This is a genomic window from Pedobacter sp. (genome assembly GCF_041662865.1).
Lineage (GTDB): Bacteria > Bacteroidota > Bacteroidia > Sphingobacteriales > Sphingobacteriaceae > Pedobacter.
In genome coordinates, this window is record NZ_JBAZRL010000001.1 from 157,584 (window position 1) to 170,432 (window position 12,849).

At 37.9% G+C, this 12,849-nt stretch carries 11 protein-coding genes; 6 read left to right on the plus strand and 5 right to left on the minus strand.

Annotated features, from left to right (window positions below):
- Positions 1 to 135: 135 nt before the first annotated feature.
- The 5 genes from WC622_RS00735 to WC622_RS00755 all read right to left on the minus strand — a co-directional run bounded on the left by WC622_RS00735 (position 136) and on the right by WC622_RS00755 (position 6,471).
- A complete protein-coding gene (locus WC622_RS00735; protein ID WP_372816310.1) occupies positions 136 to 714 on the minus strand; it encodes a class I SAM-dependent methyltransferase in 579 nt (192 codons plus the stop codon).
- A 25-nt stretch (positions 715 to 739) separates the two neighbouring features.
- Entirely contained in the window at positions 740 to 3,598 is a 2,859-nt protein-coding gene (gene gcvP, locus WC622_RS00740; protein ID WP_372816312.1) for an aminomethyl-transferring glycine dehydrogenase, read from the minus strand.
- A 23-nt stretch (positions 3,599 to 3,621) separates the two neighbouring features.
- Positions 3,622 to 4,704 (minus strand): glycine cleavage system aminomethyltransferase GcvT, encoded by a 1,083-nt coding sequence (gcvT, locus tag WC622_RS00745; protein ID WP_372816314.1) that lies wholly within the window; start codon positions 4,702 to 4,704, stop codon positions 3,622 to 3,624.
- A gap of 5 nt (positions 4,705 to 4,709) precedes the next feature.
- Positions 4,710 to 5,096 carry a glycine cleavage system protein GcvH gene (gcvH, locus tag WC622_RS00750; RefSeq protein WP_372816315.1) on the minus strand — a complete coding sequence of 129 codons (387 nt, stop codon included), beginning with the start codon at positions 5,094 to 5,096 and terminating at the stop codon, positions 4,710 to 4,712.
- Positions 5,097 to 5,223: 127 nt separating this feature from the next.
- The gene (locus WC622_RS00755; protein ID WP_372816317.1) at positions 5,224 to 6,471 is read right to left on the minus strand and encodes an aminotransferase class I/II-fold pyridoxal phosphate-dependent enzyme; all 1,248 of its coding nucleotides are present in this window, start codon (positions 6,469 to 6,471) and stop codon (positions 5,224 to 5,226) included.
- Positions 6,472 to 6,868: 397 nt separating this feature from the next.
- Between WC622_RS00755 and WC622_RS00760 the strand changes: the two genes are divergently transcribed.
- The 6 genes from WC622_RS00760 to gldL all read left to right on the plus strand — a co-directional run bounded on the left by WC622_RS00760 (position 6,869) and on the right by gldL (position 12,841).
- Positions 6,869 to 7,450, plus strand: a complete 582-nt coding sequence (locus WC622_RS00760) for a PhnA domain-containing protein (protein ID WP_372816319.1) — start codon at positions 6,869 to 6,871, stop codon at positions 7,448 to 7,450.
- A 409-nt stretch (positions 7,451 to 7,859) separates the two neighbouring features.
- Entirely contained in the window at positions 7,860 to 8,519 is a 660-nt protein-coding gene (locus tag WC622_RS00765; protein ID WP_372816321.1) for a hypothetical protein, read from the plus strand.
- Between the two features lie 140 nt (positions 8,520 to 8,659).
- Positions 8,660 to 9,628 (plus strand): DUF4271 domain-containing protein, encoded by a 969-nt coding sequence (locus WC622_RS00770; RefSeq protein WP_372816323.1) that lies wholly within the window; start codon positions 8,660 to 8,662, stop codon positions 9,626 to 9,628.
- Positions 9,629 to 9,645: 17 nt separating this feature from the next.
- Positions 9,646 to 10,416 (plus strand): uroporphyrinogen-III synthase, encoded by a 771-nt coding sequence (locus tag WC622_RS00775; RefSeq protein WP_372816325.1) that lies wholly within the window; start codon positions 9,646 to 9,648, stop codon positions 10,414 to 10,416.
- A gap of 246 nt (positions 10,417 to 10,662) precedes the next feature.
- Positions 10,663 to 11,994: an SUMF1/EgtB/PvdO family nonheme iron enzyme gene (locus WC622_RS00780; protein WP_372816327.1), complete on the plus strand. Its 1,332-nt coding sequence runs from the start codon at positions 10,663 to 10,665 to the stop codon at positions 11,992 to 11,994.
- 40 nt (positions 11,995 to 12,034) lie between these two features.
- Entirely contained in the window at positions 12,035 to 12,841 is an 807-nt protein-coding gene (gene gldL, locus WC622_RS00785; RefSeq protein WP_372816329.1) for a gliding motility protein GldL, read from the plus strand.
- The last annotated feature ends 8 nt before the right edge of the window (positions 12,842 to 12,849 follow it).

Consider the following 12,849-nt stretch of genomic DNA (forward strand, 5'->3'; position numbering starts at 1 on the left):
TAAAAGGCCTTGGCGTGCATATCGAATTAAGGATATAATTGGGGCGCCCTCAATTTATTTTCCATATTATCGATGGAAAGCAAAACAGGGCCGATAGCAATTATGGTGTCGAAGTGAGGTATGAAACCAGATGGGCTATGCTTTGATCCACATTTTCAGCAGACTATTTTCAGAAGTCTCCACAAGCATGTAATTTGCGGGGATCTCTCCAGCTTCTGCTTGGAAAGTTACCAGCCTGGTTCCTGAAGGCCTGGTATTTAACATGTTGAACATAAACTGTGTATAGTAGTTATATAAGTTGTACGAGGTCTCAATTGTCTCATCAATCTTGTTGTTCTGATCGATATTTTCCCAAAATGAATTATAAAAGTAGAAGTGGTCGAAACTTTCAAAATTTACCTGGGTGAAATTAGCGTGGATAAAATTAGCGTTTTGAAGTCTTACATAGTTTTTTGCCTCTTCTGCAAAATGGACGAGTTCATGTCTTTGTTCAACTCCATAAAAGGAAGTCAATGGATAGTGAAATGCTGCGGTAAGGCAGAATTTGCCTATCCCGCTACCAATATCGAGTACCTTGGAACTGGGCAGGGCAAGGAATTTTGCCGCTTTGCGGGCGATACGGATTGGGGTCCAATGTTTCTGTGATATCAGTTGCAAATGTTCGGGATATAGCCAGTCAAAGCTGCTATCATTTTTGAATAAGGAAGAATTCATTTTGTCTTGACTGGTTTAGTTTGTACTATGATGTCTCTGCATAACTTTCAATTGGTGCACAGGTACAAATTAAGTTACGGTCACCCAATGCGTTATCTATTCTGCTAACTGATGGCCAAAATTTATTGTCTCTTAGAGAGTCGCTTGGGAACGCTGCTTTATCTCTACCATATGGTTTATTCCAATGGTCTTTTAAGCACTCATTCATCGTATGAGGTGCGTTTTTTAGCACATTATCGTTTTGACTATATTCATTTTGGATAATCTCATCTATTTCCCTTCTTATGGAAATCATTGCAGAGATGAATTTGTCCAGTTCCTGCTTACTTTCACTCTCTGTCGGTTCAATCATCAATGTGTCGTGAACAGGGAAGCCAACGGTTGGGGCATGGAAACCATAATCCATTAATCTCTTTGCAATATCCCCAACTTCAACAGTGGCGGTTTGTTTAAATTGAGAACAGTCAATAATAAACTCATGCGCACACCTGTTATTTTTTCCTGTAAAAAGTATCTTATAATAACCTTTCAAAGCATCCTTTAGGTAATTGGCATTTAGTATAGCTATTTTGGTCGATTCCAAGAGCCCGTCGGCACCAAGCATTTTAATATACCCATAAGAGATCAATAATACCAATGCGCTTCCAAACGGAGCAGATGATACAGCAGAAATTGAGCTTTCGTTCTTGTTCGAAGAAATGTGTGAGGGTAAAAAAGGTACCAAGTGCTCTGCAACGGCAATGGGCCCCATGCCCGGGCCACCACCCCCATGGGGGATAGCGAACGTTTTATGTAAGTTAAGGTGGCAAACATCCGCTCCGATATGGCCAGGACTCGTTAATCCAACCTGTGCATTCATATTTGCGCCGTCCATATAAACCAAGCCGCCATTGTCGTGAATGATTTTTACAATTTCTCTAATGGATTCCTCATAGACACCATGTGTAGATGGGTATGTAACCATTAAACAGGCCAGCGTTTCGTTAAATTGCTGCGCTTTATCACGAAGGTCATTTACGTCGATGTTTCCCTCCCGGTCACAAGCTACAATAACAATTTTAAGTCCAGCCATGGCTGCTGAAGCCGGATTGGTTCCATGCGCCGATGAAGGAATCAGTGTTATATTTCTATGTTGGTCCCTGTTGGCTTTATGATAGGCTTTAATGACCATCAATCCCGCATATTCACCTTGGGCACCCGAGTTCGGCTGGAAACTTATGGCTTTGAAACCTGTTATCTCGCACAGATCTTTGCTCAACTCATCTATGACCTCTAAATATCCCTTAGCTTGGCTGAGTGGTGCGAATGGATGGATTTCTGTAAATTCAGGCCATGTAAGAGGTAGCAGTTCCGATGCTGCATTCAGCTTCATGGTACATGATCCAAGCGAAATCATGCTGTGGACCAGGGACAGGTCCTTATTCTCCAAACGCTTAATGTAACGCATCATCTCTGTCTCGCTATGATATTTATTGAATACCGGATGTTGCAGGAAACTGGAAGTGCGGATAAATTTAGTCAGTGATAAGGGTGAGGACTCCAATTCACTGATACTTTTTATGGTAATGCCTTTTGCTTTAGCAAAAACGTCTAATAATTCCTTTAAATCTTCCGGTGTTGTAGTTTGGTCAACAGAAAGTGCAAACCGTGCATCATCAACATATCTTAGGTTAACTCTCCTTTCTTCTGCAAGTGGCCTTATTACGCTAACATCCCCTTCAAATACTAAAGTGTCGAAGAATGCTTCGTTACATGACCGATAGCCCATTTTGGTTAATTCATTGAACAAAATGCAAGTGTTAAAATGTATTTCATAAGCAATGGATTTAATGCCTTTTGGACCATGGTATACTGCATACATACCTGCAATTATAGCAGGCAATGCCTGCGCAGTGCAAAGATTAGAAGTTGCTTTTTCTCGTTTAATATGTTGCTCACGTGTTTGTAATGCCATTCGGTAGGCAGTTTTACCATCAGCATCTTTTGATACACCGATGATCCTGCCTGGTGCCATTCTTTTATAACGGTCTTTGCAAGAGAAAAATCCAGCATGGGGACCACCAAAACCTAATGGCATCCCAAACCTCTGGCTATTTCCCACAACGCAGTCCGCACCCCATTCTCCCGGAGGGTTTAGAATGGCCAGGGCCAATAGATCCGAGGCGACACAAACCTGAATGTTCTGTTCATGAGCTTTTGTCACCATTTCCTGAAAATCAACGACTTCTCCGTTAACATCCGGATATTGTATCAACAGGCCAAAAAAGGTATGGTCAAGGACTATAGAACTGATGTCCCCAATGACAAGCTCGATGCCTAGTGGCTCCGATCTTGTTTCAAGAACATCAATAGTCTGTGGAAAGCAGTTCTGCGAAACAAAGAATTTGCTCGCCTTTCCCTTATCCGCCAGCTGTGCGTGAAAAAACATCAACATAGCTTCTGCTGCAGCCGTTCCTTCATCTAAAAGTGACGCATTTGCAATTGGAAGACCAGTTAGCTCGCAGATCATTGTCTGATAATTTAACAATGCTTCAAGTCTTCCCTGAGAAATTTCAGCCTGATAAGGTGTATAAGCGGTGTACCAGCCTGGATTTTCAAAAATATTTCTTTGGATCACGGCGGGCATAATAGTGCTGTAGTATCCGAGGCCTATATAGCTTTTGTAAAGTTCATTCTTTGCTGCAATGTTCCTCAATGATTTGATGTACTCATACTCCGATAGCCCTTTGGATATTTTTAATGGCCGGGTATGCCTGATTTCCTCGGGAACAATTTGGTCGATCATTTCATCCACAGAATTTGCCCCGATAACCTTCAGCATATCTTTTATCACTGCATCATCTGGTCCGATATGTCTATTTTTAAACTGATATATAGAGTTCATTTTACTATTTTGCTTTTTGTAAACTATCTTTTAACGAAGGGGAGATTGGCTATCCTTGCCCCATGAAACTGATTGCGTATTTCTATGTAGACAATTGTTCCCAGTTGGGCATAATCGATATTGACATAGCCCATGCCTATACCGGTTTTTAATGTGGGGGATTGGGTACCCGAAGTAATATGACCAATGATTTCATGTTCCGCGTTAAAAATTCTATAACCATGACGTGGAATCCCCCTATCGAGCATTTCAATCCCGATCAGCTTCTTTTTTGGTCCATAGTCCCTTTGAACCTGCAGGATATCTTTGGCCGTAAAATCTTTGTTCAATTTTGTGATCCACCCTAAACCAGCCTCCAGTGGAGTGGTGGTATCATCGATGTCATTTCCGTAGAGGCAGAATCCCATTTCCAAACGTAAGGTATCCCTTGCGCCCAGGCCGATGGGACGGATCCGAAATCCCCTTCCTGCCGAAAAAATTGCATCCCACAACGCTTTTGCCTCGCTATTTTCAACATAGACCTCAAATCCGCTGGCACCTGTATATCCAGTGTTTGAAACGATAACATTGGGAACCCCATTTAATTCAATACTATTAAAATGGTAGTAGGGAATCTCCGAAAGATCAGTTTTTGTAAGTTTTTGTAGCGTATCAATTGCATAGGGGCCTTGTACCGATATCAGTGAAATTGCGGCTGATCGATCGGTAATGTCCGCCTGGTATAGATTGTTCAGATTGAGCCAGCCCCAGTCTTTTTCTATGTTTGAGGCATTGACAACAAGCATGTACGATCCATGATCCAGCATATAGACCAGTAGGTCGTCGATAATTCCACCATGCTCATTGGTCATGCAGGTATACTGGACCTGTCCAATTTTTAACTTCGAGGCATCGTTAGTCGTAACCCTCTGGATCAACTCTAGTGAATGCTCGCCCTTGATCAGGAATTCGCCCATATGTGATATGTCGAAAATACCTACAGTTTCCCTTACCGCTTCATGTTCTGCATTGATCCCCTCGTACTGGATGGGCATATTATATCCTGCAAAGGGTGCCATTTTTGCTCCAAGAGCTCTGTGTACTTCAGTCAGTGCCGTATCTTTCATAGCCCTTAATGTGCGTTCGCTCCAATTAAACTTTTATATGCGTCCGCCGATAGCAGGGATTCCTTTTCCCCCAATTTGTTTACATAGATCTTGATCATCCAGGTTCCATAAGGATCCTCATTCACTAGTTCAGGATTCTTTTCGATATCCTGGTTTACGGCAACTACTTTACCCGTAACGGGCATAAACAGATCTGATACGGTTTTGACCGCCTCGACCGTTCCAAAAACTTCATCTTTGTTGACTGTTGAATTCAAGGTTGGTATATCTACATAGACGATGTCACCAAGTTCTTTTTGGGCGAAATTTGTAATGCCGATCAGTGCATATTGGTCATCAAAACTGATCCATTCATGGTCTTTTGTGTAAAGCAGGTTGTTGGGAAACTCCATATTAATTGCTATTTGTACTTAGTATTATTTTTATTTGATTTTTTTGCTTGACAGATGATATTGAATAAAACTGTGCTAATGGTATCAATATTGATCCCTTAGCGATTTATACCAAATGGTTTTCTCATTATGCTAGCGAATTATGTCCAACTTGGGTGTCGTATTTTCCGGATGTTAGATTTTGTTTGATCTCTCTAAATACCTCAACCGTCCTGTCGACCTCTTCTTTGGTGTGGTCAGCGGTCGGGATCAGCCTTAGGATGATCATTCCCTTTGGAACCACGGGATATACAACCAACGAACAAAAAATATCGTGTGATTCCCGTAGGTCCCTTACCAACGCAGTTGCCTGGTCGATCGAACCCTCCAGATAAACTGGTGTGACAGGGGATTGCGTATTGCCAATTTCCAGCCCTGCTTCCGTAAGACCCTTTTGTAGCTGTAGGGTGATGTCCCACAATTTGCTTCGTAGCTCCGGTTTCTCCCTGATCAGACTAAGCCGCTGGTGCAACCCAAATACCAATGGCATCGGTAATGCTTTGGCATAAATCTGAGAACGCATATTATATTTCAGGTACTGTATGATTTCTTTTTTGCCTGAAACAAAGGCACCAATGGCGGCAAAAGATTTTGCAAAGGTGGCAAAATAAAGATCGATGTCATCCTGAATACCCTGGGCTTCACCAGTTCCAGCTCCAGTTGCTCCCATAACACCTATGCCATGTGCATCATCGACCAGGAGGGTAAAGTCGTATCGTTTTTTAAAGGCACAGATCTCCTTTAGTTTACCCGTATCCCCGCGCATGCCGAAGACCCCTTCGGTAATGACAAGTATGCCACCTTTGGTCACATCAATTAGTTTTTGCGCCCTGATGAGTTGTTTTTCAAAATCTTGGATGTCGTTATGTTTGTAGACAAAACGTTTACCTATATGCAACCGCAAGCCGTCTATGATACAGGCATGGGATTCCGAATCGTAAACAACAACGTCATTGCGGTCAAGGATGCTGTCAATTATCGACAGCATGCCCTGATACCCATAGTTAAGCAGAAATGTATCCTCCTTGTCTACGAAGGAAGAAAGTTTCTCTTCCAGCATTTCGTGCAGAATGGTGTTGCCGGTCATCATCCTTGCGCCCATCGGATAGGCAAGTCCATATTGTCTGGCCCCTTCCTCATCCGCTTTCCTAACTTCAGGGCAATTCGCCAGGCCCAGGTAATTGTTCAGACTCCAGACCAGTTTTTGTTTGCCGTTAAAAAACATGTGGTTGCCAAGTTCACCCTCCAGTTTTGGATAGGTAAAATATCCGTGTGCATAATGTGCATGTTGTCCTAAAGGACCTAATTTTAATAAGTTTTTTTCTAATAAGTTCATCGTCTAAATTTTGTCTTGACCTGCTGCCATAATTATGTGCCCGATCTTTTGCAAGTGTCCAGTGTATGCCTAAAACGTATCCGTTATGGCGTTTTGAATGATTATTTTTGATGTGACAATAAAAAACTAAATGGAATGGTCAAATGCAAATCTATTGGCTAAATCAGAGCTTTTTATTGTAAGAAATCAATGGTGGAAGTGATATTTATCAGTTTTCCCGTTGTAACTTTTTGCTTATTTTTGGAATAATGCCTTATTACGCTAGTCGTCGGCACTATTGTGATGTAGCTTTTAGAAAGTAACCTATGTTAAAACGTCAATTATTGGAGTTTGCACATATTATTCTACTTGAGAATATTTTAATTTTGTACATTCAGCGCCTTTACCAGCCATAAATATGAAGATCGAAGAACAACTGCTTATTAGAAGCCAAAAAAAATGTGAACTGTGCGCAGCAGATGATCGCCTCAATGTTTATGAGGTGCCGCCTCAAACCAATAACTCTGTAGAAGAATGTGTCTTGTTATGTGGCAAATGCCTATCGCAAATTGAAAAGAAGGAAATATTAGATAGTAAACATTGGCAATGCCTGACTACAAGTATGTGGAGCGAAGTTCCAGGTGTACAGGTGGTCAGTTGGCGCATGCTAAATAGGTTAAGACAGGAGAGCTGGGCAATTGACAACCTCGATATGATGTACCTAGATGAGGCTACACTTGCTTGGGCCAAAGCAACTGGAGACCATGAAAATGATTCGGAAGTTGAATTCCATACGGATTGTAATAACAATCAACTGGAAAATGGTGATGCCGTCGTCTTGATAAAAACGCTGGATGTCAAGGGCTCAAGCTTAAGTGCAAAGCTTGGGACAGTAGTAAAGAACATTAGGCTCGTTGACGATAATAAACAGCAGATTGAAGGCAAGATAGAAGGTCAGCTGATTGTTATACTTACTAAATTTGTCCGTAAGCTAAACTAAAACCTTTTAGAAGCAGTTAATTCAAAGTTAAATTTTGTCAAATAAAAATAGCTCCCATCTATGACAATGCTAACGCTATGTGTCCCGAGGTGCAGTTGTTTCTAAATGACAGAATTTAGACTGTAATCGAACAACTTTGGGTTGTAATTAAATAGTGGCTGATCAATAAAGAAATTGGATTTTAAAAGAGGGTTTGATGTTACTTATTTGTTACCCTTCCTGTACAAGTATTTGATAATCAATATTTACTTCAATACCAGCCATTGCAACAAAGGTAAACGCAATTATGAATTTCTTAGCATTTAGATAAATAAAGGATTATTCTAATCCTAAAGTGAGGATAATAAAAAAGGGGACAACACGTTTCAAAGGCCACTAAGAAAAAATTACGCTCATGATAGTACCCTCAATGACCTTAACTGAAATTCACCATGAACTCTTTAAGGATTTTTGCACGCTAAAAAACAAACTCATTTATTGTAAGAAGGATTTTCAAAGAAAGGTTTTAAAAGCTAGTCATTATCCACTTACCTACTCATATGAATGTTATACTAAAGTGAAAAAAAATCTTTTTAATATCAGATTTACGGCAATAAAAAGAAGTGGAAGAAAAAATCCGAGTGTTGCTGTGTATGGATTATACAATCGTCCAGAGGGAATTTATGCAGCTACATTATCTCTAGAAGAGCATAGAACAACTATTTATCCACCTCATTTTTTTAAGAGATATAGAGAACGTATTGAGAATGATTTTGTTTCTAGCAACAAAGATATCATAAAGCGTTATTTTGCCACAGATTGGGGATATGCATTTTCTATTATAAATAAAGAAATCGAAGCAGTTTACCATAGTTTTGAAAATAAATCCACAGATGATAAAGTAGGTTTTGTTTGTGTAACCTCTGCGGGATATTGTTTTGGTGAAGCACATGGCGACAATATTTTCATTATGAAAACCATTGTGTCAGAGGATATGCTTTTTGACAGTCAAAAGGAAGTTTTCAGCAATCTTAGAAAAGATTTTATTAAGGTGAGTAAAGAACTGTATGGTATTAATATTCCTAACTAGCAGAAAGATATATTAATTTGGCACCACAAGCCATTATCAATATCAAGTTAAGATTTAAAAAAGAGAGCTTTTATAAAAACAAAATAATAAAGCAGTAAATTTGTGGCTATTAGACATAGCGCTATAGTTGTTCATTTGTAATGTTAAAAAAAAGGTTTTTACTTATTTTATTGTGTTTTAGTGCGTTATTGGTGCCAATAAAAGCACAGCAAATATCTTTAACAACAGATAGCATTTCTAGAATTTCACTAATAACAGATAGTTTAGATTCTGCTCAAACTGTAGTTGTTGCAGAAGATACGATTACACCTCGTAGCTTAAGATCACTTGATTCTCTAACTAAAGCACTCATCACAGATAGTTTAAAAAAGGGATTTGGTTATCCAAAACTAGATTTTAAAGTCCTGATTAAAAATTTCCTACTCAATTCTGTAAATAATGATCCACGCCAACAAGGAGATATTTTAGCCAAAGGCGATATTTGGATATTAGCCTTTATCTCTTTTCTTTTGGTGCTGTTTGCGATTTTAAAAAATTTCTTTTCTAAACAGTTAATGGCAATTATCTTATCCTTTTTTAGCAATCGAGCTTTAGGTAATTTAAATAAAGAAGACAACCTCTTTACATCCTGGCCTTTTTTGCTGCTTTTTGTTCAATTCGGCTTTACTATCGGAATGTTTTTTTATCTAGTCGCTCAATATCAAAAACTAGATTATATTGCAAATGGCTTTCAATTTTTTGTAACAATTTCAATAGCCATTATAGTCTTATATGTGTTAAAAATTTTATTGTTGCGAGTACTTGGCTATATCTTTAATATCCAAAAACCGGTCAACGAATATATTTCTATATTATATTTAAGTTATTTTAATGCCTCTTTATTGTTCACGCCTTTAGTTATCGCATTTGCTCTTTCTCCACTAAAACATGGCTCTTTTTATATTGCAACGGCTATTGTTTTAATATTAGTTATCTTTGTTTTTCAATTTATTAGGGCGGGAGTAAATATTTTATCTCATTATAGGTTTTCAAAAGTCTATTTATTTTTGTACTTTTGCACCCTCGAAATTTGCCCTATATTAATATTAATCAAGGCAATAGGATTTTAAAGAGGTAATTAGTTAAAATGCAGGAAAAGAAAGAAGATAGGTTACGTAAAGTTAAAAGTATACTAATCACTTTACCAAAGCCCGAAACAGAAAAATCACCTTATTTTGATCTGGCTAAAAAGTACAATTTGAAAATCGACTTTCGGTCATTTATTCATGTTGAAGGAGTTCCAGCCAGAGATTTTAGAAAAGACAAAATCAACTTAGCAGAATTTACTGCAGTTGTTTTTACAAGTCGTAATGCAGTTGATCATTTCTTTAGAATATGTGAAGAAATGAGATACGAAGTGCCAGCAGACTTGAAATATTTCTGTATTTCCGAATCTACAGCCTTATATCTTCAAAAATATATTCAATATAGAAAACGTAAAATTTTCTTTGGTAAACAAACTGCTTCAGATTTAGCAGAGGTTCTGAAAAAACATGCTGGAGAGAAATTTTTATATCCTTGCTCTGATGTAGCTACAGAAGACACGATGAACTTCTTGCAAAAAAATGGTTACGATGTTACTCCAGCAGTTTTATTTAAAACTGTAGTTAGTGATTTATCTGATTTAGCAGAAGTTTTCTATGACGTAATTGCGTTTTTCAGTCCATCAAGTATACAATCCCTTTATACTAATTTTCCAGACTTTAAGCAAAACAATACTCGCATAGCTGCATTTGGTTCAAATACCAATAAAGCTGCAACCGATGCTGGGCAAATTGTAGACATTGCTGCGCCGAGTCCAGAAGCTCCTTCTATGATTATGGCAATAGAAAATTATATAAAAAAATCTAATAAGTAATTTTTTGTAACATGTGTCGTTACTTCAGCAATATTTGAAGAATTTCTCTAGTTAACAACAATTTTCTTCACCTTAAATCTTAGTTGAGATAATGTGTAATTTAAACTAATTAACTTAATATTAAGTTGTTATAATTTAAATTAGTAGCGCAAGGTGTCGTGTATTTATTTGTGTAAATAATTGTTTATATCAAGGATTTTCGATAAAATTGCTATAAAATAATATGATACTGCTTTAACGGATTTTATGAGAAAAATATATTTTCTTGGTTTTTTGATTATCTCTAGTTTACTTTTTAGCTGTAAAAGTGGACAGCAAGGAGAGCTAGTTGGCGCATACAACAAAAAATTTAAGAATAAAACAATTCCTTATGGGATGGTTTTTATCCCTCCAGGAAGAACGTTGATTGGTATGACTGATGAAGATATTAGTTTTTATCAGGGTACACCAAGTCGTATGACTTCATTTCCTGCTTTTTACATGGATCAAACAGAAATTACAAATGCAGAATACAGACAATTTGTAAATTGGGTGAGAGATTCTGTTGCTGTAACTACATTAGGTCAATCTGGTGCACCAAATCTATACATGCCACAACCAGTTGCTGCAGCAGGAACTACAGTGTCAGGTCAGCGAAACATTAATTGGAAAGCTATAGGCAAAAGCGGTGTACTTTGGGGAAAAAATAGCGCATACAAAGCTAGATTGCAAAATATGTATTACTCGGGTAACGATGCTTTACCGGGTAAAAATGAATTTGATATTCGTAAATTTAGATATGCATACAGTTATTTAGATCATGATTTAGAAGCGGCAGGCAGAAACGACCCAAGCAAAAGCAGACAAGATTTTATACAAACATATACGGATAATCCTACGCCAGGTAAAGCAAATGAACACCCTTCAGTTAGTGTTTATCCAGATACCTTAGTTTGGAAATTAGATTTTTCTTATGCGCAAAATGATCCAATGGTTGATTCATATTTTAACCATCCATCGTACGATGGATATCCAGTAGTAGGTGTAACTTGGGAACAAGCAACTGCTTTTTGTAATTGGAGAACAGTTTTGTATAAGAATATAGCATCTGCTAGAAAACTTCCTGAAAATGGAAGATTAAAATACCGCCTACCAACTGACCAAGAATTTGAATATGCTGCTAGAGGAGGAAGAACTCAAACTAAATACCCTTGGGGTGGCCCATATATTAAAAATACTAAAGGCTGTTTGCAAGCAAACTTTAAAGTAGGTAGGGGTAATTATACCGATGATGGTGGTTTATATACTGTAGATGCTAGAGCTTATATTCCGAATGATTATGGGTTATATAACATGGCGGGTAATGTAGCCGAGTGGACAGTAACAGCATATAACAGATCGGCTACAAGTTTATTATCTGATTTTAGCCCTAATTATGTAAATACAGCTAAAGGTGCTAAAGTAGTAAGGGGTGGTTCATGGAAAGACATGGGTTTCTTTTTACAAAATTCTGTAGGTACATACGAGTATCAAGATAAAGCAAGATCATATATCGGTTTCCGTTGCGTTTCTGATTATCCTGGTAATGCATTAAATTAAAATTTCAACAAGCAACAAATAAAAAACTTTAAACAAAATTATGGCAGCAAGAAAACAACCGGGTTGGTTACACGTGGCAATTTCCTGGGGAGCGAGTATAGTAATTATAGGTGCATTATGTAAAATTATTCACTTTGGTGGATCATGGGCAAACGTAATTATTGGAGTTGGTTTGGGTGTAGAAGCATTATTATTCTTCCTAACAGGATTTTTTCCACCAGAACCAGAGTTGCCTTGGGAACGCGTTTATCCTGAGTTAAATATGGGATTTGCAGGTGAATTGCCAAAAGCTACTGCTAGACCAGCAGTTTCTTCAGGATCTTCTTCAACAGCAGCATTAGATAGTATGTTAGATAATGCTAAAATTGGACCAGAGTTAATCGAGAGTTTAGGAAATGGCTTACGCACTTTTGGTGATAAAGTAGCTACTATTTCTAACGTGAGTGATGCTGCAATTGCAACGAACGAATTTACTGGAAAAGTAAAAACAGCTTCATCGAGCTTTGATAATTTAAGTAATGCTTTTGAAAAAGCAACTTCACAATTAGTAGAAATGGGAGAAAGCAATGTTGATTCTAAAGCTTACCATGATCAAGTAAATAATTTAGCTAAGAATTTATCTGCCCTAAATGCGGTATATGAATTGGAATTACAAGATTCAAGCGCTCATTTAAAATCGATGAACAAGTTCTACCAGAACTTATCTTTAACAATGGGTAATTTCAATGAATCAATGGAAGACTCTAAACAATTTAAAGAAGAAGTAGGTAAACTAGCTAAAAACTTAGCATCATTAAATGCGATTTATGGCAATATGTTAACCGCGATGAACCAACCACGTATATAATTAGTTTC